This window comes from Streptomyces sp. NPDC051822 (genome assembly GCF_044452745.1).
In the GTDB taxonomy this organism is placed as follows: domain Bacteria; phylum Actinomycetota; class Actinomycetes; order Streptomycetales; family Streptomycetaceae; genus Streptomyces.
Window position 1 is genome coordinate 924,590 of the sequence record NZ_JBITBZ010000003.1, and the last position, 24,338, is coordinate 948,927.

Annotated in this window: 24 protein-coding genes and 1 pseudogene; 17 read left to right on the forward strand and 8 right to left on the reverse strand. The window is 71.0% G+C overall.

Annotation, left to right across the window (positions count from 1 at the left end):
• Positions 1-406 precede the first annotated feature (406 nt).
• Positions 407-622 (reverse strand): hypothetical protein, encoded by a 216-nt coding sequence (locus ACIA8N_RS14660; protein ID WP_365782735.1) that lies wholly within the window; start codon positions 620-622, stop codon positions 407-409.
• A 131-nt stretch (positions 623-753) separates the two neighbouring features.
• Here ACIA8N_RS14660 and ACIA8N_RS14665 point away from each other — a divergent pair, with 131 nt between their 5' ends.
• The 3 genes and pseudogenes from ACIA8N_RS14665 (at position 754) to ACIA8N_RS14675 (ending at position 2,282) form a co-directional block, all read left to right on the forward strand.
• The gene (locus ACIA8N_RS14665) at positions 754-1,542 is read left to right on the forward strand and encodes a GrpB family protein (protein WP_399416384.1); all 789 of its coding nucleotides are present in this window, start codon (positions 754-756) and stop codon (positions 1,540-1,542) included.
• Between the two features lie 72 nt (positions 1,543-1,614).
• Positions 1,615-1,950 (forward strand): annotated as a pseudogene (locus ACIA8N_RS14670) (transposase); the annotation flags it as partial.
• 8 nt (positions 1,951-1,958) lie between these two features.
• Positions 1,959-2,282 (forward strand): hypothetical protein, encoded by a 324-nt coding sequence (locus ACIA8N_RS14675; RefSeq protein ID WP_365782739.1) that lies wholly within the window; start codon positions 1,959-1,961, stop codon positions 2,280-2,282.
• 77 nt (positions 2,283-2,359) lie between these two features.
• Here ACIA8N_RS14675 and ACIA8N_RS14680 read toward each other — a convergent pair whose 3' ends face one another.
• Together ACIA8N_RS14680 and ACIA8N_RS14685 are read right to left on the reverse strand one after the other, a co-directional pair.
• The gene (locus ACIA8N_RS14680) at positions 2,360-3,130 is read right to left on the reverse strand and encodes a transposase (protein WP_365782741.1); all 771 of its coding nucleotides are present in this window, start codon (positions 3,128-3,130) and stop codon (positions 2,360-2,362) included.
• Positions 3,131-3,512: 382 nt separating this feature from the next.
• Positions 3,513-4,277, reverse strand: coding sequence for a hypothetical protein (locus ACIA8N_RS14685; RefSeq protein ID WP_365782743.1), 765 nt, complete (start codon positions 4,275-4,277; stop codon positions 3,513-3,515).
• A 296-nt stretch (positions 4,278-4,573) separates the two neighbouring features.
• Here ACIA8N_RS14685 and ACIA8N_RS14690 point away from each other — a divergent pair, with 296 nt between their 5' ends.
• The 5 genes from ACIA8N_RS14690 (at position 4,574) to ACIA8N_RS14710 (ending at position 8,161) form a co-directional block, all read left to right on the forward strand.
• Positions 4,574-4,939: a S24 family peptidase gene (locus ACIA8N_RS14690; RefSeq protein ID WP_365782745.1), complete on the forward strand. Its 366-nt coding sequence runs from the start codon at positions 4,574-4,576 to the stop codon at positions 4,937-4,939.
• 195 nt (positions 4,940-5,134) lie between these two features.
• On the forward strand, positions 5,135-6,526 hold the full coding sequence (locus ACIA8N_RS14695; protein ID WP_365782747.1) for a Mucin-2: 1,392 nt from the start codon (positions 5,135-5,137) through the stop codon (positions 6,524-6,526).
• A 68-nt stretch (positions 6,527-6,594) separates the two neighbouring features.
• The gene (locus ACIA8N_RS14700; protein WP_365782749.1) at positions 6,595-7,347 is read left to right on the forward strand and encodes a helix-turn-helix domain-containing protein; all 753 of its coding nucleotides are present in this window, start codon (positions 6,595-6,597) and stop codon (positions 7,345-7,347) included.
• A 32-nt stretch (positions 7,348-7,379) separates the two neighbouring features.
• Entirely contained in the window at positions 7,380-7,880 is a 501-nt protein-coding gene (locus tag ACIA8N_RS14705) for a DUF3291 domain-containing protein (RefSeq protein ID WP_365782751.1), read from the forward strand.
• A 119-nt stretch (positions 7,881-7,999) separates the two neighbouring features.
• Positions 8,000-8,161 (forward strand): hypothetical protein, encoded by a 162-nt coding sequence (locus ACIA8N_RS14710; RefSeq protein WP_365782753.1) that lies wholly within the window; start codon positions 8,000-8,002, stop codon positions 8,159-8,161.
• 195 nt (positions 8,162-8,356) lie between these two features.
• On the opposite strand, the gene ACIA8N_RS14715 is transcribed toward ACIA8N_RS14710, so the two are convergent.
• Positions 8,357-8,809, reverse strand: coding sequence for a hypothetical protein (locus tag ACIA8N_RS14715; RefSeq protein WP_365782755.1), 453 nt, complete (start codon positions 8,807-8,809; stop codon positions 8,357-8,359).
• A gap of 278 nt (positions 8,810-9,087) precedes the next feature.
• Here ACIA8N_RS14715 and ACIA8N_RS14720 point away from each other — a divergent pair, with 278 nt between their 5' ends.
• From ACIA8N_RS14720 to ACIA8N_RS14730, 3 genes are all read left to right on the forward strand, one after another.
• Positions 9,088-9,840: a GAF and ANTAR domain-containing protein gene (locus tag ACIA8N_RS14720; protein ID WP_365782757.1), complete on the forward strand. Its 753-nt coding sequence runs from the start codon at positions 9,088-9,090 to the stop codon at positions 9,838-9,840.
• Positions 9,833-10,615, forward strand: coding sequence for a GAF and ANTAR domain-containing protein (locus ACIA8N_RS14725; protein ID WP_365782759.1), 783 nt, complete (start codon positions 9,833-9,835; stop codon positions 10,613-10,615). The genes ACIA8N_RS14720 and ACIA8N_RS14725 overlap by 8 nt, the downstream gene beginning before the upstream one ends.
• A 224-nt stretch (positions 10,616-10,839) precedes the next feature.
• The gene (locus ACIA8N_RS14730) at positions 10,840-11,355 is read left to right on the forward strand and encodes a DUF5133 domain-containing protein (RefSeq protein WP_365782761.1); all 516 of its coding nucleotides are present in this window, start codon (positions 10,840-10,842) and stop codon (positions 11,353-11,355) included.
• A gap of 300 nt (positions 11,356-11,655) precedes the next feature.
• Here the strand turns inward: ACIA8N_RS14730 and ACIA8N_RS14735 are convergent, their stop codons facing one another.
• The gene (locus tag ACIA8N_RS14735; RefSeq protein WP_365782763.1) at positions 11,656-11,808 is read right to left on the reverse strand and encodes a hypothetical protein; all 153 of its coding nucleotides are present in this window, start codon (positions 11,806-11,808) and stop codon (positions 11,656-11,658) included.
• 532 nt (positions 11,809-12,340) lie between these two features.
• Between ACIA8N_RS14735 and ACIA8N_RS14740 the strand changes: the two genes are divergently transcribed.
• The 3 genes from ACIA8N_RS14740 (at position 12,341) to manA (ending at position 15,644) form a co-directional block, all read left to right on the forward strand.
• The gene (locus tag ACIA8N_RS14740) at positions 12,341-13,126 is read left to right on the forward strand and encodes a VOC family protein (RefSeq protein WP_365782765.1); all 786 of its coding nucleotides are present in this window, start codon (positions 12,341-12,343) and stop codon (positions 13,124-13,126) included.
• 183 nt (positions 13,127-13,309) lie between these two features.
• Positions 13,310-14,263 carry an ROK family protein gene (locus ACIA8N_RS14745; RefSeq protein ID WP_365782767.1) on the forward strand — a complete coding sequence of 318 codons (954 nt, stop codon included), beginning with the start codon at positions 13,310-13,312 and terminating at the stop codon, positions 14,261-14,263.
• Between the two features lie 91 nt (positions 14,264-14,354).
• Positions 14,355-15,644, forward strand: coding sequence for a mannose-6-phosphate isomerase, class I (gene manA, locus ACIA8N_RS14750; protein WP_365782769.1), 1,290 nt, complete (start codon positions 14,355-14,357; stop codon positions 15,642-15,644).
• Positions 15,645-15,746: 102 nt separating this feature from the next.
• On the opposite strand, the gene ACIA8N_RS14755 is transcribed toward manA, so the two are convergent.
• Positions 15,747-16,778 carry a LacI family DNA-binding transcriptional regulator gene (locus ACIA8N_RS14755; RefSeq protein ID WP_365782771.1) on the reverse strand — a complete coding sequence of 344 codons (1,032 nt, stop codon included), beginning with the start codon at positions 16,776-16,778 and terminating at the stop codon, positions 15,747-15,749.
• Positions 16,775-19,267, reverse strand: coding sequence for a glycosyl hydrolase 2 galactose-binding domain-containing protein (locus tag ACIA8N_RS14760; protein WP_365782773.1), 2,493 nt, complete (start codon positions 19,265-19,267; stop codon positions 16,775-16,777). The genes ACIA8N_RS14755 and ACIA8N_RS14760 overlap by 4 nt, the downstream gene beginning before the upstream one ends.
• A 283-nt stretch (positions 19,268-19,550) precedes the next feature.
• Here ACIA8N_RS14760 and ACIA8N_RS14765 point away from each other — a divergent pair, with 283 nt between their 5' ends.
• The 3 genes from ACIA8N_RS14765 (at position 19,551) to ACIA8N_RS14775 (ending at position 23,045) form a co-directional block, all read left to right on the forward strand.
• A complete protein-coding gene (locus tag ACIA8N_RS14765) occupies positions 19,551-20,873 on the forward strand; it encodes an ABC transporter substrate-binding protein (protein ID WP_365782775.1) in 1,323 nt (440 codons plus the stop codon).
• 238 nt (positions 20,874-21,111) lie between these two features.
• Positions 21,112-22,113, forward strand: coding sequence for a sugar ABC transporter permease (locus ACIA8N_RS14770; protein WP_365782777.1), 1,002 nt, complete (start codon positions 21,112-21,114; stop codon positions 22,111-22,113).
• Positions 22,110-23,045: a carbohydrate ABC transporter permease gene (locus ACIA8N_RS14775; protein WP_365782779.1), complete on the forward strand. Its 936-nt coding sequence runs from the start codon at positions 22,110-22,112 to the stop codon at positions 23,043-23,045. Before ACIA8N_RS14770 ends, ACIA8N_RS14775 begins: the two co-directional genes overlap by 4 nt.
• A gap of 36 nt (positions 23,046-23,081) precedes the next feature.
• Here the strand turns inward: ACIA8N_RS14775 and ACIA8N_RS14780 are convergent, their stop codons facing one another.
• Positions 23,082-24,110 carry a LacI family DNA-binding transcriptional regulator gene (locus ACIA8N_RS14780; protein WP_365782781.1) on the reverse strand — a complete coding sequence of 343 codons (1,029 nt, stop codon included), beginning with the start codon at positions 24,108-24,110 and terminating at the stop codon, positions 23,082-23,084.
• Positions 24,111-24,338 lie beyond the last annotated feature (228 nt).

The window sequence follows — 24,338 nt, forward strand, 5'->3', positions numbered from 1 at the left end:
GCTGCCACCCTCGCTCTCGGACCATCTTCAAGAGTCCAGGCGGACGGCATCGACGTAGTCCAGGCCGAGCGGTCTTCGCATGGCATCGGGCGAGCACAGGAGCGGAGCGGAACCAGGCCGCATCGGAAGGCAGGAACCGGTCAGGAGGCGCCCGGTGGGCGATTACCGCCCGGCCATCGGCGGACTCCTGAGGGCACCGCCTGGACATACCGAACCGGCTCGCCCTGTCGGGATATTCCCGAGGAGCTCGCTTCGTTCCAGACCCGGCACAACGCCTGGCCGATCGGCCATGGAGCTTGGGAACTCATCGTTACAACTGCCGGGGGTGTGGAGTACATACGTGAGGACGCGGACCGAACGGTGTCGATGGCCCCCACTGTCGGCCGATCACCGCCACCTGCCGGAGTCAGAAGTATGGGGGCGCCCGGCCGTCCGAACCGGACACGCTGGTTGGCGCTAGTTGTGCGCCATCTCTCGCTGTGGACCCGGCACTGACCCGCTGCTGAGCGGCGAAGCTGCCGCGCTGGATGGCGTAGACCGCGTACCAGTTGGCGGCGAGGTCGGTCGCCATGAGGACGCAGGCGAGGTCGACTCCTCGGCGTTTGCCCCTGATCAGGAACACAGCGGCGAGCGTGTCGAACAGCGCCGGCGACGACCAGCAGAGGTTGAGCCGGCCCGGTGCCCAGTCGTAGGGGGTGCAGACCGTGGCTGAGAAGGTCGGCTACATGCGCGGAAGCGCCGACGAAGAGCAGCGTGGCCGCGATCACGCAGACCGATATGACCGCCCAGCGCGGGGTATGGCGCATTCATCCGATCACGCTGTGGATCGTCCCATTTCCGGGCGCTGCCCGTCAGGCCGCCAGCCTGCGGCAGCAGATGAGAGCGGCTGCCATCCCAGCAAAGGCCGGGAAGTGCTCGGCCTTGCGCTCGCAGCGGCGGTGCAGGCGGCGGCAGCCGCGCATCACGGTTGCGGCAAGCCCTGCAACACTTCTCAGTATGGGAGAGTCGGTCGAGATCACGCCTTACGACCCTGCTTGGCCAGCCGTGTTCGCCAAGTGGGGCACGTGCCTACGTGTCGCCCTCGGTGATGCTGCGGCTCGTATCGACCACATCGGCTCCACCTCGGTGCCAGGATTGGCGGCCAAGCCGGTGATTGACATCCAGATCTCAGTGGCATCGCTGGAAGCGACGGATGCATTTCTGCGCCCGCTGACAGAGATGGGGCTCGAATACCGGGCGGACAATCCCGAACGGACCAAACGGTACTTCCGGGAATCTCCAGGCCAGCCCCGTACCCACGTGCACGTGCGGCAACTGGGCAGCTTCTCACAGCAGTTCCCACTACTGTTTCGCGACTACCTCCGGTGCCACACGGCTGCCGCGAACGAGTACGCGGTAGCCAAGAAGCACTGCGCAGCCAAATTTCGCAACGACCGTCCCGGCTACGTCCGCGCGAAAGATGACTTCGTATGGGACATCATCCGACGCGCTGACGCCTGGGCCCAGCACACCGGCTGGGCTCCCGGTCGCAGTGACGCCTGACCAAGCCTTCCGATCACAGTCGAAGCCAGGGCCGTCGGAGTTACGAGACAACCCATCCCGCTGGTGAAGGGCATACCGCCGATCCGGTCCCGCCGCGGACGCAGGCGGCGCAAGCCCGGCAAGCTCCACGGCGACAAGGGCTACGACTGCTCCCACCTGCGGCAATGGTTACGCCAGCGTGGTATCACCCACCGCATCGCCCGCAAGGGTGTTGAGTCCTCGCAGCGGCTGGGCCGTCACCGCTGGACCGTTGAGCGCACCATGGCCTGGCTTGCCGGCTGCCGACGCCTCCACCGACGCTACGAACGCAAAGCCGACCACTTCCTCGCCTTCACCAGCATCGCCTGCACCCTCATCTGCTTCCGCAGGCTCAAGACGACTCCAGGGGTTGTGAAAGCTGCGCCATGATGGGCCGCGTGAGCGAAGAGACTGCGTTTGAGGCCGTATCACGCCTGTACCGAGAGTTCATGGAATTGCCGTTTCCTCCCAGATTGGCTGGAGCGGACCGGGTCGGCTTCGACCTGGTGATGCTGGACTCGGACACCGCGGGCTGTGTTTTCACGTGGATCAAGAACGGCGGCGAGCTCGAAGCGCGGGGTCGAAGCATTCTGCTGCGCTGCCTCGCCCGCCTAGACCGGGTCATACCTGTACTCGGCGAAGCTGACGCCCCTGAGTACTGGCACCGTCTGCACGAGATGGCTCGACTTGTCTCGGATTCCCCACACGTAGCTGCCAAATGAGATGACCTCAAAGGGCTGTCCCGTAAATGATCTCGGGGTCGCCTCGGCCATGGTTGATCACGGTGAAGCCCGTTGGTCTATCCGGCGAGAGCGAGGTTGTGCATCCGGGCGATGCCGAGCGTCGCGTGGTGGACACCGTCTCCCTCGAGGCGGCAGTCGCGGAGGATCTTCCAGGTCTTCATACGGGCAAAGACGTGCTCGACCCGGGCCCGGACCTGCTTGTGGGACTTGTTGTGCTCCTCTTTCCAGGCCGGGAGTTCGGTCTGGCCGCGCTGCCGTCGGTGGGGGATGACGAGTCCGGTGCCGGGGTAGCCACCGTCGGCGACCGTGAGGGTCTTGCCGACGGCGGCCTTGGCGCCGGATTCCTCCCATGCCTTGCAGTCGTTGCGGTTCCCGGCGAGCGGCCGGCCGACCACGACGACCAGGCGGGTGTCGGCGTCGATGACGACCTGGTGGTTGGTGGAGTACCGGTAGTTCTTCGACCGTGCCGCGATGGTGTGATCCCGGGCGGGCACCAGGGTGCCGTCCACGATGAGCACGGTGTCCTTCGCGAACCGCTTGCGGGGCCGGAGGGCGAGCATCGGCCCGAGGTGGTCGATGATCCGGTCAGCCGCCGACTTCGACACCCCGAACAACGGGGCGAGCTGCCGCATGGTCAGGTTCGTACGCCAGTAGGCCGCGACCAGCAGAGCCCAGTCCTCCATCGGAAGACTCCACGGCCGGCCCCTGCGGTCCGCGTCCGCACCTGCGCGCCGCAGCACCGTCACCAGCTTCCCGAACTGCCGCGGGCTCAGCCCCGAGAACGGGGCTATCCAAGACGGCTCCGACGCCGTGATCACACCAGCCACAGCAAGATCATCTCTCACGCGCCCCCATCAGTAGACCCGTGGTTGAATCCCGCCGCTTCTGGTTGAGTACGGCGCATGATTGAAGCGGTGTTGTGGGGACTGCTCGGCGGAGGCGGGGTAGCACTCGTGTTCCAGGCCAAGCTGCGACGCTCCAAAGCCCGGTCAGCGGCTGAAGACCCGGACGTCATCACGATGGCAGTCAAGGGACTGGCGGGAAAGCAGCGCTGGCGACACGGCAGGGTGCGAACGACGACGGGGCATCTGACGTGGCAGCCCTGGTTGCGAGTCGGCTCGGTGCTCCCACTTCCCGCAGACCTGAACCCTGTCGGGCAGCGACGTCCACGAGTCGCCGAGATGTGGACCATGAATCCGCAGGTCGTCATCATCGAGTGCCAGTCCTCGGCCGGCGGCCTATCGCTTGGCGTGATGCCGTGGAACGTGGAGCAGGTGCAGGGACTCTTGCATCGCCACCGAGCCCGGTAGCTCGCCCCGGGTCGTACGGGAAACGGTCGGCCGTCGCGACCGACGCGACTCGGTGATCAACAATGCGGTCGGGTCGTCCGTCTGGGGCGATGGTCACGTAGTGGGATACGCCTTCCTCGGTCGTCATGCGAATCCGGTCGGGAGCCGTCCACGCGGTCTCGCTGAGTGCGTTGTCTTCGGAGTCGCCGTTGAAGCAGCCGGCGGTCCAACGGCGTTCCAGTGGTGGGTTTCCCTGGTGGACATAGACGCACCAAACCGGGTCAAGGGAGCCGCTGCGTGCCATCACAACCAGGTGGCGGTCACTGCGGCGGGGGGCCGACTCGGTCTTCACCGCCTCGTCCGAGCCACCGAGCATTGCCGAGGCCCAGCCTCCGATGAGCAGTGTCGGGACGCCGATGACGAGCAGCATGGCGGCCAGGGGCACGCGCAGCGAAGTCTTCGCCAGCCCCAGGAGGACCGCCCCAGTCAGTGCGGCCAGGGTGAGCCATCCCAGCAGAAGGGCGTACTCGCCGAGCCGGAGAAGCAGGACCAGCGCGCCCTCGTCTCCCGACTCGAGTCCGGCTACGGCCGCAGCGCCGAGGACGACTGCCACCGTCAGCAGCAGGTAGGCCGACGGTCTGCGATATCGCGTGAAGTTCATGATCCCCCGAACGGTGTGGATCACGCAGCCTATGGGGGAAGGCGGGGCAGCGGCCAGGGAGCGCCTCCGCCCGTCGGCCGTGCTCGTGGCCGGTGGCGGGATCACCGCCACGTCCTGAGGGCACTGTGCTCAACTTCCGCACCTGCCCGCCCTGGAGGGACCTGACCGGGCGCCCCAGAACCGGGCGGAGGGGGACTGGCTGGTCCCGATCGACTCCATCAGCACACGGCCGCCGAAGGGGATTTGGAGCGCTCGCCTCGCCTGTGGCGGCGCAGGGTAAATCAGTGGGGTGATGCGGGGGTATCTGCCACGATCACCGGATGGGTGCATTGGACGCGGTGGCGGGCAGGGTTGCCGGAGGTGCCACCGTGGCGTTCCGGCCCAGCGGATCCTCGATGATCCCGCTGATACGCAGTCGGCAGCAAGTGGTCGTTGCTCCCGTCGACCCGGCGAAGTTGGAGGTCGGCGACATCGTCCTCGCCCGTGTCGCCGGGACGGTGTACTTGCATCTGGTGTCGTCCGTGGACCCCGCGAGGAGGCGGGTGCAGATCAGCAACAACCGTGGCCGTGTCAATGGTTGGACCAGCCACGATCGTGTCTTCGGAATCTGTGTGGCCGTCGATGGCGTCACCCGGTCGGGGAGCGAAGGCAAGAAGCTCGCGGTCGACTCCGACGACTCCGCCTGAACCGACGCTCCAGCGGCACCCTGGCGGCCGCCAGACCATGCCTTCGTCGGTACCAGCCGAGGACGGCGAGCCCGAACCGGTCGATCACTGCGGGCCGGTCGCGGCGGCCACGGTCATCGCGCCGGGTGGCCTGGCGGTACAGGGGGCCATCATGGGCGCGGACCCGTCGGAAGAAGATGCAGGGGCAGGGGAGTCATGATCGCGTTTCACGCATCCGCGCTGGACGGCGTCGCCGGCAACCGGGCGTTGCCGGAGGAGCTGTTGCTTAGGCTGCTCGGCTCCGACGGTGGCGGTTTCGGGCCGCCCCGCCATGCCCTCCAGCGGGCCGGGCTTCCCGATTCGGCCATCTCCGTGATCCTGGCCCATCCGATCCTGGGTGCTCGGGCGGAGTTCGCGATGAGCGCCGGGGCCTTGCCCGCGCAGCGGGGCCGGCTCGTGGACGACCCTTCCCCCAGGGTGCGGACGGCTCTCGCGTACGGGCCCGAGGTGTACGACCCGCGTACGGAGGTCGCGCCGCTGTCCGACGCCGTATGCGCCCGTCTGCTGGACGACACCGAGCCTTCCGTACGGGCGGCCCTGCTGGAATCGCCCCATCTGGCACCGTCATTCGCGGTCTCACTCGCCGCACACCACGATCCGGCGGCGCGCCGGAGAGCGGTACACGCAGGGGAGATCCTGCCGCCGGGCGACCGGTCGGCGCTGCTCGCCGACCCCGACCCGGAGGTACGGCGGGAAGCGGCACTGCGGGAGTGCCGGCGCGACGCACGTCTCACCGCCGAACTCCTCCGGGATCCGCGGTCCGCCGCCGAGGCGCAGCGCCGCGGGCTCCTCCACCGCGCCGACGCCGAGCGGTGCGTCGCCGAGCGGACGCACCTGGCTGCCCTTGCCGCGAACCCGTCGCTGCCCGCCGACCTCGTGGAGCAGCTCGCCGTCGACCGTGACGAGGACGTACGGCTCGCGGTGTCCCTCAGGCCGGAGCTGGACGAGACACGGCGCATGGCGATCGCCTTCAAGGCGGGGGCCTTCTCGCGGAGAGACGTGGAGTGGGTCCGGGACGGTCTCGCCGACCCCCAGGTGCTGCGCCTGGCCGTGACCTCCGCCCACCCGCTGCTCCGGCGGGCCGCCGCTCAGAGCCCCCACCTGCCGCCCGACCTCCTGAGCCTGCTCGCGCGCACCGAGGACCCCCTGGTGGACGAGTTCCTGGGCAGGCGCCACCCCGACACCCCGGAGGAGGTCCTGATGCGGGTGTTCGCCCGGTTCGGGGCGACGTTCTCCGCCTGGATCGCGGAGACGCACCCCCGCTTTCCCCGTGAGGGGCTCGCCGCGCTCTACGCGGACCATCCGGACGGGAACTACCGTCGGCTGGCCGTCCGGGACCCGGCCGCCACACCCGAGCTGATCGAACGGCTCAGCCATGACCCCGCCGTGTGGACACGCCAGGCGGCGGCCCGTGACCCGCGCCTTCCCCTCGCCCGCCTCCGCGAGGCGCTGTACATCCCCGAACTGGCCTCCGGCGCAGGCGCCAACCCCGCCCTGCCCGTGGACGAGATGGCCGCCGTCCTGGACCGGGCCGGCGTTCCCGCCTGACCCGAAGCGGGCGGGCGGGTGCTTCTCGCCGTTCTATGTCCAATCTGCGTTGTTCCTAGAATGGCCAGGTGAAGGACATCGACGTGATCGCGGTACTACAGGATCCGGTACGCCGCCGCCTGTACGAGTACGTGGCGGCGCAGGGGCGTGAAGTCGGCCGCAACGAGGCCGCCGAGGCGGCCGGAGTGGCGCGCACGCTCGCCGCGCACCACCTGGACCGGCTGACCGAGGCGGGGCTGCTGGAGAGCGGCAGTCGCCGGCTGACCGGGCGTTCGGGGCCGGGGGCCGGCCGCCCCGCCAAGGTGTACACGCGAGCGCGTGTCGAGCGTTCGGTGTCGCTGCCCGCCCGCGACTACCGCACCGCCGCCGAGCTGTTGGCCGAGGCCGCCGAGCAGGCCGGCCTCGATGCAGGGCTCTGCGCGGCCGCGCGCCGCCGCGGTGAGGCCCTGCGCGGTTCCGGGGCGCCCTGCGGCGGCCTCGAAGAAGCCATGGAGGTGCTGGCCGCCCGAGGTTACGAACCGCACCTGGAGGGTGGCCCGGGTGGTGGCTATGGGGATACAGCTGGGGCGGCCGGGGCCGCCGAGGTGGTCGGGCCGGGAGGGGAGGGCGGCGCCGCGGGGCAGGCGGGTGCGCCCGTCGTCCGTATGCGCAACTGTCCCTTCCATGCCGTCGCCGAACGCTTCCCGCCCCTCGTCTGCGGCATGAACCTCGCCCTCCTCGAAGGGCTGCTCGGCGTGGACGGTCCCGTCCGCGCCCGCATGGACGCACGCCCGGGGGAGTGCTGCGTCGTGATCGAATCTTCTAAAAACAATGCTGTTTGACATAGAAAAGCGGCTCGTGCTGGGATGAGGTCATGACCCCACCCGCGCACGCCGCCCACCTGGCCCAGCTCAACGTCGCCACGCTCCGCCATCCCCTCGACGACCCGCGCATCGCGCCCTTCGTCGAGCTGCTCGATCCGGTCAACGCCGCGGCCGACGGCTCGCCCGGTTTCGTGTGGCGGCTCGTGGAGGACGGGGCGGCCGACGCCACCGGCCTGCGCCCCGCCGGCGAGGACGTCATCGTCAACCTGTCGGTGTGGGAGAGCCAGGAGGCGCTGTGGGACTTCGCCTACCGCAGTGGCCACTTGGAGGCCATGAGGCGGCGCCGCGAGTGGTTCGAACGGCACGTCGAGGCGCACCTCGTGCTCTGGTGGATCCCCGCGGGCCACGTGCCGACCGTCGCCGAGGCCATGGACCGGCTGGCCGATCTGCGCACCCACGGTCCGTCCCCCCGGGCCTTCACCTTCTCCTCCTCCCACACTGCGGCCGAGGCGGCCGGACATCCTGAGGCCATGGCGCGGAACGGGGGCTGAGTGGCCGGACCTCACCGGAGGCTGTCACGCTCCGTGAGTGATCGATGTGCGGATCGTGCGCACAGGTGCCACGGTAGGTGATGTCCAACCCCCTCCGTACTCACGAGGAGTGAGCTGCTGTGGCCAAGAAGACTTCGCCGAAGGACAGGGCCGGCCGACAGGCCGCCAGGACGGCGCCGAAGGGCAAGAAGCGTTCGGGCGTCGAGGAAACCCGTCCGGGTCACGTGTCCGAGCACCAGGCGGAACAGCGCGAAGCCAGGACGACCTTCAGCGAAGGCTGATCGACGCCCGCACTTCACCTCGGAGGCGCACCCGGCACTGTCGGCGGGTGCGCCTCTCGCCGTGTGCCCGGAAGTCCGTCGGGCGGGGAGCCGGGCCGGTCGCACCTTGCCGTGCCTCAAGCTGAGCCGCCCACGGAGCCGACCGTGCCGAGCCGCCGCCGAGCCGCGCTCTCCCGGTCGGCCCCGCGGGCGTTGTCACGGGGCGCCGGGACCGCCCTCCGGGGTGGAGGTGCCGGACGGGCCGCCCTCGGGTTCCCTGCCCGGCCGGCCGGGCGGTGCGCCTCGTACGCGGCTGAGGGCGGTGCGCAGGGTGGCCGCCGTCCCGTCGGGGATACGGTCCGACACGGCGACCCGGGCGAACGCCGCGGACATCGGGCTCAGGTCGACGCTGACCACCCCGCCCTGCCGGGGCCGGAGCGCGACGAAGTCCCTCGCTCCCGCCGCCTTCCGCACACCGAGGCACAGCACGTCCGGGATCCAGACGCCCCGGCCCGGTGTGCCGCGCAGGGCGCGCCACCAGGAGGGGTCGGCCTCCACCGACTCCACGGCTTCCAGGGGAAGGTGTACGTTGCGCCGGCGCGCCAAGATCTTCTCCCACCACGACAGCCGGACGACCAACTCCTCCGCCCTGACCGTCAGACGCGCCATGGCTCATGCACTTCCTCGCCCGGCATACCCATGCACCTCCTCGCCCGGCATACCGCCCCGGTCGGCGCGGCTGACGCCCGCACCGCGCGGCACGCTGCCATCGGCGAGTACCCCTTGTCCTGATCCTCACGCCCCGGCCGGAGGCCGCCGTCCTCCACAGGCTCACGCGCCGAACGGGGCTGACCGCGGGTGTCCGGATCCGGCGGCGGAGGTGCGGGTCACGCGCGCGCGTGGGTGAGTAGATGGATCTCAGGGCCTGCCGCGGGAGGTGAAGCGTCGTGGACCCACTTCCTCCCGACGAGGGGCAGCCCAGGTTCAGCGCGCAGGAGGTGCAGCGCTTCTCGGAGGCGTTCGCCGGCGCCGTGTCCGGTGTGCCGGCGAGCCAGGTGCCGGAAGTGCTGTGCCGGGCATGCGTCGATCTCCTCGACATCACAGGGGCCTCCATCTCCCTCGTGGGGGACGGGGACGCGCGCGCGTTGTGGTGGTCCTCCGACGAGCGGGCCGGGCGGCTGGCCGAGGCGCAGTACACACTCGGCGACGGACCGTGCAGGACCGCCATGGCACTGGCCGCTCCCGTCCTCGCAGCCGACCTGACCCGTGGTCAGGACGCCCGCCGGTGGCCCGTCTTCGCGCAGCAGGCGGTCGCCCTCGGAGTCCGGGCCCTGTTCTCGCTGCCCCTGGGCGGCAGCGGACTCGCCATCGGAAGCCTGGACCTCTACCGCGACAGCCCCGGTCCGCTGTCGGAGCGGGACCAGTCCTTCGCCTTCCCGGCCGCCGACGCGATCACCACCGCAGTGCTCGCCCTGCACGCCCAGGAGGACGAGGAGCGCGGACACACCGCCGGCTGGCTGGCCGCGGCGGAGTCCGATCACGAGGAAGTCCATCACGCGACCGGAATGATCATGGTGCACCTCGGTGTGGGGCCCGACGACGCACTGGCCCGCCTGAGAGCCCACGCCTTCAGCCACGGACAGAGCGTGACCGAGGCGGCTCGCGACGTCATCGGCGGGAGGATCAGGTTCCATGAGTAGGCCCGCCCGGGCGCAGGAACACAGCAGGGAAACGGTGACCGGCATGAGCCGCGAGCAGCAGATCACAGAGGCGTTCGTCAGCCTCAGCGACATCACGGCCGACGACGTCGACCCCTTTGTCCTGCTCCGCCGGCTGACCGTCCACAGCGTCCAGCTCACCGGCATGGACGCCGCCGGGGTCATGCTCGTCAACGCGCGCGGTCGGCTCCGCCCGGTCGCGCGGACCACCGACAGCGTCGAGGTGACCGAGATGTTCCAGGGGCAGATCGAGCAGGGCCCTTGCGTCGACGCGTACTTCACGGGTGACCCCGTCCACGCCGACGACCTCATCGCCCAGGGCGACCGCTGGCCCGATTTCACCCCTCTGGCCGTCGCCGCCGGGTTCCGGGCCGCCCACGCGCTTCCCCTGCGCGTCCGGCACCAGCAGGTCGGAGCCCTCAACCTGCTCGCCCACGAGCCCACGGGCCTCCCTCCCGGTGAGGCGCGCCTCCTGCAGGCGCTGGCGGACACCGCCACCGCCGCCGTCGTCACCTGGCGAGCCGACCCGCTGAGGCCCTCCGACATCGTCACCCGCACTCAGTCGGCCCTCTCCGGCAAGGCCCTTCTGGACACCGCGGCGGGGATGATCGCCGCCACCGCCGGCATCGCCCCCGGGGATGCGGCCGGGCATCTGATCGGCTACGCGGAGACCCGGGGCGAGCGCCCCACGGACGTGGCCGCGCAGATCGTACGGAACGCCCTCGTGCCCCGGGCGGTCCTGCCGCCGGAGAACTGACACCCCCCTGGCGCGGCACGGCGCCGGTGCGGCCGCGCCCCGGCCCGCGCCTGGTCAGCCCGTCGGCCGGTCGGCCCGTCGGTCGGCGGGTCGACCGCCGGGTCCGCCGCTCGGTCGCAGAGCGTGGCGCCCTCGGCACCGCGCGTCGGATAGCAGGGCCGCTATCGTGGGAATACCTTCCCTACGCAAGCCGCCGTCTGTGGCCCGGGCATGAAGGGACTCCGATGCCGACACCCGGAAACCTGCCTCAGTACCCCTCCGTGGCCGTCGAACGCCCGCGCACTCCGCTGTTCGCGCCGTCGGTCTCCGCACTCGCGGTGGGGATGCTGATGGCCGCCACCCCGTGCTCGGCCCGCGACGCGAAACGGATCCTCGCCACCGCGGCGGACCTCGCCGACGTCTCCGTCCAGGACCTGGCGGCAGCCGTGGTCGCGGGAGCGGAGGGGACGCCCCCGCCCGTGATCGTCGAGCGCGCCCTGCGCCGCGCGATCGAGGTCGCCCGTGCGCCCACCGCTCAGGGGCCACGCCCGATCGGGCTCGCACCGAGCCGTGAGCGGACCGAGGAGGTCCTGACCCGCCTGCGCGGCTGCCAGGCCCGCCTTGCCGCCGCGCCCGGCGACCCCGCGGCCATGCGGGCCATGGACGACGCGGCCTACACCCTGTGCGTCCTGATGGGCTTTCCCGCCGTCCACGAGGCCGTCCTCGCGGCGGAGCGCCGTCTCGCCGCCCCGGTGGCCTGACCGCGGAGTCTCTGGCGCCCGACGTCCCTCGATCGACCGGCTCGGAGTGGCTCTTCCGGGCCCGGAGTGTGGAACCGTGGAGGTGATGGACCAGCCTGGTTCCGTCGCTTTGAGGCTTCGGTGACCCGCCGCCCCGCTCTGGGCGGGCCCGGGTGCGAGTTCGTGTACGAGGATTGTGCCTTCGCGGCTTTGAACGCCGGATTCACACACGGCCGCCCGGTCGTGTCCGGACAGATCGGCCACCGGCCGGTGTCGTCCAGGGCTGCCGCCCCGGTATGGGGACGCCCGATGAAGCCGCACCTAGTCCACGTCGAGCTGTACGACACCGTCGCGGTGATGGCCCCGTGCGTGGAAGGCCGCCGGTACGACGGCGGCGAGGTCCGCGCCGCACTCTCGGGGACGCTCGCGGGCCTTCCGCCGAGCGTCGACGCCCTCGTACTGGATCTCGATCACGCGCCCGGCTGCCCGGCGGGGCACGGGCTTGCCGCCGCGCTCCACGACTGGGGAGCCACCCGTGCGGTCTGGATCGTGGCGGTGGCCGGCGGCAGGGCGGAGATCGTCTCGGTGCCGCCGGAGCCTGGTCCCCAGGAGCCTGGTCCCCACGAGCCCGCTACTCCCGGGCTCGTTCCTCCCGCGCGTGAAACTCCGGGGCCCGTTCCTCCCGGCTCTGCTCCTCCTGGCTCGATTCCTTACGGGCCTGGTCCTCCCGGTCCCGTTCCTTCCGGGCTTCTCGCGGTCCGCCACGACATACGGGGGAGGGTGGCGGCGCAGCGGGCCCTCGGCATCAGCCGCGCCCGTCAGGGGACGCCGCCCCGGTGCCCGGGTACGTGAATCCCGCCGGGCACCCCTCTCGCCACTGTCACCGCTGTCACTTCTGCACCGCCGCCGGGCCCGTCGCATGGCCCGGAGAAGCGGGGGCATCCGCGCGGAGAGGCCCGCGGCGGTGCCGTCGGCCGTACAGGATCGGAGGAGTCCCGTGGTTCTGGTGGCAGCGGATGTGATCGGTGCTCCGTGCTGGCTGAGCCTGGCGGCGCGCTCGCGTGAGTCGGCGGAACGTTTCTACGGCGCGGTGCTCGGCTGGACGTTTCGGCAGGGCCGGTTCGGCCGCGCCTATTCGGTCGCGGAGATCGGGGGCGTACCGGTGGCGGGCATCGGGGCGGTGGCCGGAGAGTTCGCCGTGCCGGTGGCGTGGACGCCGTACTTCGCCGTCGACGAGGCCGACGCGGCGGTCGCGCGGGTGCGCGAGCGCGGAGGCACCGTCGGCGTGGGCCCGGTGGCGTTTCCGGCAGGGGGCAGGGCCGCGCTGATGTCCGACCGGGAGGGTGCCGTCTTCGGGGTCTGGGACGGGGACGTCCTGGCCGAATGGAGCGTCGGTGCGGAGCAGTCGCCCGCCTGGCTGGAACTCCATACGGCCAACGCGTTCGACGCGGCGCTCTTCTACGGCGAGGTGCTGGGGTGGGGGCAGGGCGAGAGCGACGGCTGCTGCGACACCTCGTACGAGGAGGACCAGGTCGTGCTGCGGCGGCGCGGGCGCCCGGTCGCCCGGCTGAACAGCGGTCCGATCGAGGAGGCGGCGCCGAAGCCGCAGCTCAGGCCGCGCTGGCTGGTGCACTTCAAGGTTCCCGACCTCGGGACGGCGGTCGCACGCGGCCTGGAGAACGGCGGAAGCACCGTCACCGACCAGGACTGGGGCGGCGGCAGCCGTCAGGTGACGCTCCGCGACCCCGACGGGGGCCTCTTCACCCTCGACCCCGCGCCGGACGCGGGCTGAGGGGTGCGCGGCGGGTGGCGCCGACCGTTGCGCGGAGCGCCCTTTACTGAACGATGGCTGAACTGAACCCGTTTACTAGACAACGTTGTCATAGTCGGTGCAGAGTGCCTCTCAGCCACCGGTCCCGCAGGCCCGAGCCGCTGGCCGGTGGTTCTCGTCGCTGTGGAGGAAAGGCTGAGCAGGATGGTGTACGGAGCACTCGACATCGGAGGTACGAAGATCGCCGGCGCCCTCGTCGACCCCGAGGGGCGCCTGCTGGTCAGACACCAGCGGCCCACCCCGTCCCACGGCTCCGCCGAGGAACTCATGGGGGCCGTCACCGGGGTCCTCGACGACCTGGCCGTCCATCCCGCGTGGGCCTCCCTCGCCTGTCTGGGCATCGGCAGCGCCGGTCCCGTCGACACCGTCGCCGGGACGGTCAGCCCGGTGAACATCCCGGCCTGGCGCTCCTTCCCCCTGGTCGACCGGGTACGCCGGCATCCGGCGGTTCCCCGAGGGACGCGGCCGGTCCTCGTCGGCGACGCGGTGGCGATGACCGCCGCCGAACACTGGCTGGGTGCCGCCCGTGGCGCCACCAACGCGCTGTGCATGGTGGTCTCCACGGGCGTCGGCGGCGGGCTCGTCCTGGGCGGTGCCACCCACCCCGGCACCTCGGGCAACGCCGGCCACATCGGTCACATCACCGTCGACCAGAACGGCCCCCTGTGCCCCTGTGGGGGCCGGGGTTGCGTCGAACGCTTCGCCAGCGGCACGGCGATCGCGGCCCACGCCCTGGAGTCCGGCTGGGTACCGCCCCTCGACGGAGCCGCCACCGCCGCGGAGGTCGCGGCCTCGGCCCGGGCGGGCGACCCCCGGGCCCTCGCCGCCTTCGACCGGGCAGGGCGGGCCCTCGCCGCCGCCATCGCGGCGACGGCCGCGCTCGTCGAACTCGACCTGGTGGTCATCGGCGGCGGCGTCGCGCAGTCCGGTGAGGTCCTCTTCGGTCCCCTCCGACACCACCTGACCTCGTACGCGGTCCTCGACTTCACCCGTGACGTGCCGGTGGTACCCGCGGGTCTCACGCTCGACGCGGGGCTCGTCGGTGCCGCCGCGGCGGGGGCGGCGGCGCTGTCCGGAACGGGCCGGTCCGTGAGCTGATCGACCTCCCTCGCCCTCCCTTCCCCTGCCGCCCCTCAGGACTCCGCCCCTCACGACTCCTCGTGGCCCTCCTCAGGAAGTACTCGTACTCGTGGATCTCCTCCTCAACACCGTCCAGCCCTACGACTGGGGCTCCACCACCGCCCTGCCCCGCCTCATGGGAACCGAGCCCACCGGCGAACCACAGGCCGAACTGTGGATGGGAGCCCACCCCTCCGCGCCCTCCCGCATCGACCGCGGGGACGGTCACGGGGACGGTCACGGAGATGGGGACAAGGACGGGGACGGGGGCGGTCGTGGGGGACGCGGCCCGGTGCCGCTCGACGACGTCATCGCCGGCGACCCGGCGACGGAACTCGGCGCGGCGACCCTGCGCCGGTTCGGGCCACGGCTGCCCTTCCTGCTCAAGCTCCTCGCCGCCGACGCACCCCTCTCCGTCCAGGTCCACCCCGACCTCGCCCAGGCCCGAGCCGGATTCGCACGGGAGGAGGCGCTCGGCGTTCCGCTGGACGCCCCGCACCGCACCTACCGGGACGACCAGCACAAGCCGGAGATGATCGTCGCCCTCACCCCCTTCCAGGGGCTGTGCGGATTCCGGGTACCCCGGGACTGCGCCGACCTGTTGGACGCGCTCGGCGTCCCCGCGCTGCGGCCCTGCGCCGACACCCTGCGCGGTCTCCCCGAGGCCCAGGCCCTCGCCGAGGTCTTCACCGCCTTCCTCAGTCCCCCCGCCGGCCTCGTCGACGACGTCACCGATGCCGTCGTGGCCGCGGCCGGACGGGCGGGCCCGTACCGTGGCGACCTCGCGGCCTACGCGGGGGTCGCCCGGGCCCATCCCGGCGACCCGGGGCTGCTCGCCTCACTGATGCTGCGCCATGTCGAACTGGCGCCTGGCGAGGCGCTGTTCATGGGGGCCGGGATCCCGCACGCGTACCTCTCGGGACTCGGGGTGGAGATCATGGCGAGCTCGGACAACGTCCTGCGGTGCGGGCTGACGTCCAAGCACGTCGACTCCGCCGAGCTGGTGAAGGTGGTCCGCTTCACGGCGATGCCCACCCGCGTCCTCCACCCTCGGGCGGAGGGCGTCGAGGAGACGTATCCGGCACCCGTCGACGACTTCCGGCTGTCGCGGTACCGGCCGCGCGCGGGCGACCCGACGTTCCGGCTCGCCGCCGGCGCCCCGCAGATCCTTCTGTGCACGGAGGGGGAGCTGCGCCTGAGTTCGGCGGGCGCCACCGTGCGCATCGGCCCCGGGGAGTCCGTGTACGTCCCGGCTGTGGCCGAGGTGTCCGTCGCCGGAACCGGAACGCTCTTCCGGGCGACCGTGGGCCTGGACGCCGTCACCCGGGGAGAACCGGCGGGAGCCGGTGGGAGCCATTGAGAAGCGGTGAAGGCCGGTGACAGGCGCGAGGCCGTACCTCCCCGTGGAGGTACGGCCTCGCGGCGCTGCGCGCCCGGCTATGCCCGGCTACGCCCGGCCCGTTCATGCCCGGCGCGGCGGTCCCGTGGAGCCCCGTGGTGTCAGGGCCGGTGTCGGCACCTGGAGGGCTCCCTTGTGCGTGCCCGCGATCACCCCGAACAGCGCCCGCGCGACCTCCTCGCCGAAGTGGTGCACGTCGTGGCTCATGGCCGACAGCGGAGGATGGGTGATCCGGCAGAGCTGGGAGTCGTCCCAGGCCAGCAGCGACACGTCGTCCGGTACCGCGAGCCCCATCTCGGCCGCCACGGCCGCCCCCGCCACGGCCATGATGTCGTTGTCGTACACGATCGCCGTCGGCCGCTCCGGGCCGAGGAGCAGGCTCCGGGTCGCGCGTGCGCCCTCCTCACCGACGAAGCCGGTCGACACCTGGCGGCGCCCGTCGAGGCCGAGTTCGGCCATCGTCGCCTCGAACGCGGCGGCGCGGATGCCGCTGTGGCCGAGACCGGACGGCCCGCCCACCCGCGCGATGCGCCGGTGACCGAGCGCCGCCAGGTACCGCACCGCGTCCGAGGCCGCCGTGGCGTCGTCCGTCCAGACCGAGGGGAGCCCGCCGGTGAGCGACGGGTGCCCCACGGCGACGGCGGGCAGCCCGAGGGCCCGCAGCGGCGCGATCCGGGGGTCCTCGCGGTGGAAGTCCACCAGGATCGCGCCGCCGATCGTCCGGCTCCGCCACCACTCCTCGTAGAGCGCGATCTCCTCGTCGAGGTCCCGCACGAGGCGCAGCAGCAGCGAGCAGGAACGGCCCGCCAGGACGTCCTCGATCCCCGAGATGAACTCCATGTAGAAGGGTTCGAGGCCGAGGAGGCGTGCGGGCCGGCAGATCGCCAGGCCCACGATGCCGACGCGACGGCCGGCCAGGCTCCGCGCGGTCTGGTGCGGGGTCCAGCCCAGCTGCCTGGCCACCTCGAAGATCCGTTCCCGGGTCGCGGCGGACACTCCCGGACGGTTGTTGAACGCCATGGAGACGGCGCCCTTGGAGACGCCGGCCCGGGCGGCGACGTCGTTGATGGTGACGCGGGGAGCGGGGACGTTCACTCCGCTCCCACGCTGAACAGGGCTTCGCGTACGACGGCCACGTCGACGTCCGTCCAGCCCGTGACGGCGATGCGCGCCTCCTCGCCGGGGAGCAGGGTCATCAGACCCCGGTCCGCGCTCGCCGCCGGGTCGAGCCGGTCCGGCTGGAGGAGGAGGTCCCGTACCAGCGTCCGGGCCGTGACCACCACGTCGACGGAACCGCCGCCCGCGCCAGTCTCGATCCGCACGTCGTACCGCGCCGCCGGAAGCGCGAAATCCTTGTCGGGGACGGGGAAGTGCACCGCGCGCAGCCCGTCGGCGTCGGCGACGAGGAACTCGTCCGACGTGCCGGGGGCGGGCAGCAGAGCGGCCGGGAGCACCAGCCGTACGACCGTCCGCGCGGCGGCCTCCAGCGCGAAGACCTCCTCACGCAGGACGGTGCCGTCCGCGCGGAACCGGCGGAGCGTGACCGACGTGCGCCAGGGCGAGCCGGACTGGTTGTCGAGGGCGAGGACGGGGTCCTCGCCGTCGGGTACGAGGCTGAGCAGCCGGTCCGCGTAGACCCTTCGCAGCTCGTGGTGGAGCGGCTTGAGGCGCCCGTCGCCGTCGATGGCGGCCCAGGAGCTGACCGGCCAGCAGTCGTTGAGCTGCCACACCACGGTGCCCGCGCACACCGGCCAGTTGGACCGCCAGTGCTCGATGCCCGCGGCGACGGCGCGCGCCTGGACGACCTGGGCCAGGTAGTGCCAGCGGTCGAAGTCCTTCTCGGGCAGGCCGAAGTGGCGCTCGATGCCCCGGTTCAGCTTGCCGTTGCCGTCCTCGGCCTTCTGGTGGTGCAGCATGCCGGGGGAGTCGGGGGCGAGTTCCTCGCCGGGCAGCGCGCGGCGCAGCGTCGCGAGCGCCGGCGGGGCCTGCCAGCCGAACTCGGCGCAGAACCGGGGGACGTCCGCCCGGTACTCGGCGTAGTCCTGCCGGTTCCACACCTCCCACGAGTGGTGGGTGCCGTGCCGGGGGTCGTTGGGGTGGTGGTCCCAGGAGCCCGACCACGGGCTGCCCGCGGTGTACGGCCGGGTCGGGTCCAGCTCGGCGACGATCCGCGGCAGCACGCCGAGGTAGTACCCCTCGCCCCAGGAGTCGCCGGCCAGCGGCTGCTCCCAGTCCCAGTCGCGGAAGCCCCAGAGGTTCTCGTTGTTGCCGTTCCACAGGACGAGGCTGGCGTGCGGCATCAGGCGGACAACGTTGTCACGCGCCTCTGCCTCGACCTCGCCGCGCAGCGGCTGTTCCTCCGGGTATGCGGCGCAGGCGAAGAGGAAGTCCTGCCAGACCATGAGGCCGAGTTCGTCGCAGACGTCGTAGAAGGCGTCGTCCTCGTAGATGCCGCCGCCCCAGATCCGCACCAGGTCGATGTTGGCCGCGGCCGCCTGGGTGAGGCGGGTCCGGTAGCGCTCGGGCGTGACCCGGGAGGGCAGGACGTCGTCCGGGATCCAGTTGACCCCCCGGGCGAACACGCGCACGCCGTTGACGACGAAGGTGAACCCCGTGCCGTACTCGTCGGCGGAGCGGTCGATCTCGACGGTGCGGAAGCCGATCCGTCGCTGCCAGGTGTCGAGCGGGCTGCCGTCCTCGTCGAGGAGGGTCACGTCGAGCCCGTACAGCGGCTGTTCGCCGTAGCCGCGCGGCCACCACAACTCCGGCTCAGGCACGTCGAGTCGGAGCACGGCCTCGTCACCCTCGAAGGAGACGTCGGCGGTGGCGAGAACCTCTCCGCTCGTGACTTCCGCGCTCGTGACCTCTCCGCGCTTGGCCTCTCCGCTCGTGACGTCTTCGGTGACGGGGGCCGTTGTGGCGCTTCCGGCCGTGGCCCGGAGGGTCAGCGGGCGGCCGGCGCCGTTCCCGGTGCGCTCGACGCGGACCGCGAGCTCGACCCGGCCGGTCGTCCCGTCCACGGTGACGAGGGGACGGACCTGGCCGAGCCGGGCGGTCGACCAGTGCTCCAGGCGGACCGGGCGCCACATGCCCGCCGTCACGACGGTGGGGCCCCAGTCCCAGCCGAACGAGCAGGCCATCTTGCGGATGTACTGGAAGGGCTCCGGGTAGACGTTCGGCCGCTCCCCGGTGAGGGCGCGGACCCGGTCCGCCTCCTCGTACGCGGAGGTGAACCGGACCTCCAGGGCGCCGGTGCGCCCCGTGACGTCGAAGCGGTACCCGCGGTGCATGTTGCGTGTACGGCCGACGGACTCGCCGGCGAGGACGATCTCCGCGGCGGTGTCGAGGCCGTCGAAGACCAGGTCGGTGCGCTCGTGCGCGCTCCGGTGGGCGAGTTCCGTGACGTACGACCACGCCCGCCGGCCCACCCAGGCGACCTCGGTCTCGTTCCGGCCGATGAACGGATCGGGTATGACCCCGGCGGCCAGCAGATCGGTGTGGACACAGCCGGGGACGGTGGCCGGAAGCAGTGCGCCCTCGTGGTGCAGGTTCCAGCCCTCGGTCAGCTGGGTGACGTCCTTCATGGTGTGCGGCTCCATTCGCCTGGCGGCAGGGCGGGTGCGGTGCGTGTACGAGGCCACAAACTAGCCGCACCGTCACGCCCTGTCCATGAACCGGTGAAGTAGCGCGCATCCTCACGGAGAGTGGCTGCGCCTGTGCTCCTGTGGGCTCGATCGTGACTTTTGAGGGCTCGTGGTAACGATTGGGTATCACGCAGGAAATCGGCACTTTACCGGTTCACGTACGGCTGACATAGTGCCGACATCCCACCGAAGACCTGAGCCGTAACCCTGAAGGAGTTGGGCAATGGGGAAGAAGTCGATGGCGCTCACGGGCGTGCTTCTGACTGCCGCGATGCTGACCGTGGCGGGATGTGGAGGGGGAGGCGGCGCCGACGGAGAGACGGCCGCCTCCCCCGCCGACCCGAACGAGGTGTCGGGCGAGATCAAGGTGCTCACGCAGCGAACCGACCTCGTCCAGAAGGGCGTGATGGCGAAGTACGCCGCCGAGTTCAACAAGGTCTACCCCAAGGTGAAGGTGTCCTTCGACGGCATCACCGACTACGAGGGCGAGGTGAAGATCCGGATGAACGCCAAGTCGTACGGCGACGTCCTCTTCATCCCCGGAGCGGTGGCCAAGAACGACTACCCGAAGTTCTTCGCCCCCCTGGGCACGACGGCCGAACTGTCGTCGAAGTACCGCTTCAGCGACAAGACCGAGGTGGACGGAAAGGTCTACGGCGTCGCCCAGTTCGGCACGGCGAACGGCTTCGTCTACAACAAGGCGCTGTGGCGCAAGGCCGGCATCACCGCGTGGCCGAAGACCCCGCAGGAGTTCCTCGCCGGCCTGAAGGCGATCAAGGAGAAGACCTCCGCGACGCCGTACTACACGAACTTCAAGGACGGCTGGCCGCTGGTCCAGTGGACCGCCAACAACGGCTCCGTGGGGTGCGACGCGCAGGCGGGCAACGCGCTCGCCGGTCCGGTCTCGCCGTGGAAGGCCGGCGGCGAACTCCACACCATCGACTCGCTGCTCCACGACATCGTGAAGCAGGGGCTCTCGGAGAAGGACCCCACGACCACCAACTGGGAGACCTCCAAGGCTCTGCTCGCCGAGGGCCGGATCGCGACGATGATGCTGGGCTCCTGGTCGATCACCCAGATGCAGGGCGCGGCGAAGGAGGCGGGCGTCTCTCCCGACGACATCGGCTTCATGCCGTTCCCCGTCCAGAAGGACGGGAAGTTCTGCGCGGCCGTGGTCTCCGACTACCAGCAGGCGGTCAGCGCGTACTCGGAGAACAAGTCCGCGGCGCGCGCCTGGATCGACTGGTTCACCGAGAAGTCCGGCTACTCGGCGACGGAGGGCGTGGTGTCCGCGGTCAAGGCCGCTCCGATGCCCGCTACCCTCAAGGACTTCGTTGACAACGATGTCATATTCTTCGACCGCTCCGAGGCGAAGACGGGGGCCGTCAACGACATCGACGACGCGGCCGAGATCGGTCTGAACAAGCCGGACTACCGCCAGAAGCTGATCGACACCGCGCGGGGCGCCGAGAAGGGCAGCCTCGAGGACTTCTTCGCCGGCCTGAACAAGAGGTGGGACGAGGCGGCGAAGACCGCCGGTTCCTGACGGACCGGCGGAACGGGCCCCGGCCGTACGACACCGGCCGGGGTCCGACCCTCCCTCACGGTCGCGGGCGGGAGCGGAGAACCCGGGCCCGCGAGGGCGGACACACAGCGGGGGCCGGTACGGATCCGGGCCCCCACGGTGCCGGGCACGCGCTGGGGCCTCCGGGCCCCGCAGTCACGAGCACGAGAGCCGGGCGCCGGGCCCCTGGACCCCGCAGTCGCGGACACGAAAGGCCGACATGACCGAGACAACCGACACCGCTCCCCGGGGTGCCGCCGCGACACGGCGGTCCTCCCGGGAGGCGACACACAAGGGACGCGGGCGACGAGGCCCGCGCCGTGGCCCCGGAGGTGGACAGCCACGTTCCTGGCGGCACTCGCCGCTCAGCCGGATCACGCCCTGGCTCTTCCTGGTGGCGCCGCTCGCGCTGCTGATCACGTTCACCTACATCCCCGTGGCGAGCATGATCTCGTACAGCTTCACGGACTGGGACGGGGTGAGTCCCGACCGGGAGGTCGTCGGTCTCGACAACTACGTACAGATCTTCACCCGCCCCGAGCTCTTCCGGGTCTTCTTCGTCAGCGGCTACTACCTGGCCGCGTCCGTGGTGCAGATCGGCGTCGCCCTCTACTTCGCGGTGATCCTGAGCTTCGACCTCAGGTTCCGCAACTTCTTCAAGGGCGTCCTCTTCTTCCCTTACCTCATCAACGGGGTCGCGATCGGTTTCGTCTTCCTCTACTTCTTCCAGGACGGCGGCACCCTCGACTCGGTGCTCGCCTGGCTCGGCGTGACCACCGACCACCCGTGGCTCGGGGACCCGACCTCCGCCAACGTCTCCCTGGCGGGCGTGTCGGTCTGGCGCTTCACGGGACTCAACTTCGTCCTCTTCCTCGGGGCCATCCAGTCCATCCCCGGTGAGCTCTACGAGGCGGCCCAACTCGACGGCGCCGGCCGGTGGAAGCAGTTCCGCCACATCATCGCCCCGAGCATCAAGCCCGTCATCAGCCTCAGCGTCATCCTGGCGATCTCCGGCTCCCTGTCCGTCTTCGAGATCCCCTACATCATGACCGGCGGCGCGACCGGCACGCAGACCTTCGTCATCCAGACGGTCAAGCTCGCCTTCCAGTTCAACAAGACCGGCCTGGCCTCGGCCGCGGCCGTGGTGCTGCTCCTGATCATCCTGCTGATCACCTGGATCCAGCGCCGGCTCGTGCCCGACGACAAGGTGGACCTCGTATGACCCCCGACCGCCCCGCGACCCCGAACTCCTCGCGGACCCCGGCCGCCGAGCGGACCCCGAACTCCTCGCGGACCCCGAACTCCGCGCGGACCGTGAACTCCTCCCGGTGGCGTCCGCCCGTGGGGACCTCGCTGACGTACCTCTCGCTGCTCCTCGCCACCGCCGTGGTCCTGCTGCCGCTGACCGTCGTCTTCCTGACCTCCCTCAAGACGTCGCAGGAGGTCAAGGACGGCGGTGCGCTCTCCCTGCCGGGGAACTGGCTGAACTTCGACAACTACGTCACGGCGTTCACCGACGGCAACATGCTCATGGCCTTCGGGAACACCGCCTTCATCCTGTTCTTCTCCATCGGCGGCACCGTGATCATCGGCTCGATGACGGCCTACGCGGTCGACCGTTTCGACTTCCGGGCGAAGAAGCTCGTCATGGCGCTGTTCCTGATCGCCACCCTCGTCCCCGCCGTCACCACCCAGGTCGCCACCTTCCAGGTCATCAGCGGCTTCGGCCTGGTGGACACCCGTTGGGCGCCGATCCTGCTCTACATGGGGACGGACATCGTCTCCGTCTACATCTTCCTGCAGTTCATCCGCGGCATTCCCGTCTCCCTGGACGAGGCGGCCCGCCTCGACGGCGCCAACGCCTTCACGATCTACCGGAAGATCATCTTCCCGCTGCTCAAGCCCGCCATCGCCACCGTCGTCATCATCAAGGGGATCACCACCTACAACGACTTCTACATCCCCTTCCTCTACATGCACTCCGAGGACCTCGGCACGATCTCCACCGCGCTCTTCCGCTTCAAGGGGCCCTTCGGCGCGCACTGGGAGGCCATCTCGGCCGGAGCGATCCTCGTCATCCTGCCGACGCTGGTCGTCTTCCTGCTGCTCCAGCGCTGGATCTACAACGGCTTCTCCCAGGGAGCCACCAAGTAGCGGCCGGGCGGCCGTCGTCCGCCGCCGGCCGGGGACTCAGACGGGTCGCCGGTCCGGCGGCGGACACGTGCTGCCCCGCGGCACGAAGCGCGCGTACCCCTCGCGGATGTCCGTGACCTCCTCGCCCTCGATGAGGGCGAGGAGGGCTTCGGCGGAACTGGCCCCGTAGGCGGCGATGTCCCGGGTGACGGCCGACAGCATGGGCCGGACGACCTGGGTGAGCGGAGACTCGTCCCAGGCCACGATCGACAGGTCCGCGGGGATGGTGAGGTTCAGTTCCTGGGCCACGGACAGCGCGGCCACGGCCATGATGTCGTTGTCGAACACGATGGCCGTCGGCCGGTCCGGCGCGATCAGCAGCGCGCGGGTCGCGCGGGCGCCGGCGTCCCCCGTGTAGTCGGTGTGCACGACCGTCGCGGGCGCGATGCCCGCCTCCCGGCAGGCCAGGCCCAGCGCCGCGTCGCGGATCCGGGTGTGCGCCAGTTCCGGGGGGCCCGCCACGCGTGCGATGCGCCGGTGGCCGAGCACGGCGAGGTAGCGCACGATCTCGTGGACACTCTCACCGTCGTCGGACCAGATCGCGGGCAGCGGCCCCGACACCTCGGGCGGTCCCACGGCGACGGCGGGCAGACCGAGCGACTGGATCTCCGACGGGCGGACGTCGTCGGCCTGGAGGTCGATCAGGAAGACCCCGTCCACCCTCCGCTCGCCCCACCAGCGCCGGCAGACCTCGATCTCGCTGTCCAGGCTGGTGGCCATCTGCAGCATCAGCGCGTAGGAACGCTCGGAGAGGACGCTCTCCACCCCGCTGATGAACTCCATGAAGAACGGTTCCACGCCGAGCGTCCGCGCGGGGCGGCGCACGATGAGGCCCACCGCCTGTGCGCGCCCTCCGTTGAGAGCGCGGGCCGCGCTGTTGGGGCGCCACCCCAGCTCGTCCGCGATGCTCTTGATCGACGCGCGCGTCGTCTCGGAGACCCCCGGCTGGTCGTTGAGCGCGTACGAGACCGCCACCTTGGACACGCCGGCGCGGCGTGCGATGTCCGCCATGGTCGGCCGCTTCACGCGCCACCTCTGTCTTCCGCTCTGGTCCGATGCCGGTGTGTCGACCCTACCGCTGACGGACACGCCGAAGAGGGGACGGTTCCGGCGGTGCCCCGGGCCCACCGCACGAGGGGCGCCCTTCCGCCGGTGTGGACGGAAGGGCGCCTCGTCCCCGCAGGGGGATGTGTCAGCAGTGATCAGTGATCAGTGATCAGTGATCAGTGATCAGCGGTCATCGGTCGACAGTGG

Bases quoted from the DNA above. Each gene is read 5' to 3' on its own strand.
- ACIA8N_RS14760 (WP_365782773.1), bottom strand. From the start codon at position 19,267: ATGAAGGACGTCACCCAGCTGACCGAGGGCTGGAACCTGCACCACGAG.
- ACIA8N_RS14695 (WP_365782747.1), top strand. From the start codon at position 5,135: ATGATCGCGTTTCACGCATCCGCGCTGGACGGCGTCGCCGGCAACCGG.
- ACIA8N_RS14690 (WP_365782745.1), top strand. From the start codon at position 4,574: ATGGGTGCATTGGACGCGGTGGCGGGCAGGGTTGCCGGAGGTGCCACC.
- ACIA8N_RS14730 (WP_365782761.1), top strand. From the start codon at position 10,840: ATGCCGACACCCGGAAACCTGCCTCAGTACCCCTCCGTGGCCGTCGAA.
- ACIA8N_RS14725 (WP_365782759.1), top strand. From the start codon at position 9,833: ATGAGTAGGCCCGCCCGGGCGCAGGAACACAGCAGGGAAACGGTGACC.
- ACIA8N_RS14765 (WP_365782775.1), top strand. From the start codon at position 19,551: ATGGGGAAGAAGTCGATGGCGCTCACGGGCGTGCTTCTGACTGCCGCG.
- ACIA8N_RS14705 (WP_365782751.1), top strand. From the start codon at position 7,380: ATGACCCCACCCGCGCACGCCGCCCACCTGGCCCAGCTCAACGTCGCC.
- ACIA8N_RS14745 (WP_365782767.1), top strand. From the start codon at position 13,310: ATGGTGTACGGAGCACTCGACATCGGAGGTACGAAGATCGCCGGCGCC.
- ACIA8N_RS14770 (WP_365782777.1), top strand. From the start codon at position 21,112: ATGACCGAGACAACCGACACCGCTCCCCGGGGTGCCGCCGCGACACGG.
- ACIA8N_RS14775 (WP_365782779.1), top strand. From the start codon at position 22,110: ATGACCCCCGACCGCCCCGCGACCCCGAACTCCTCGCGGACCCCGGCC.
- ACIA8N_RS14715 (WP_365782755.1), bottom strand. From the start codon at position 8,809: ATGGCGCGTCTGACGGTCAGGGCGGAGGAGTTGGTCGTCCGGCTGTCG.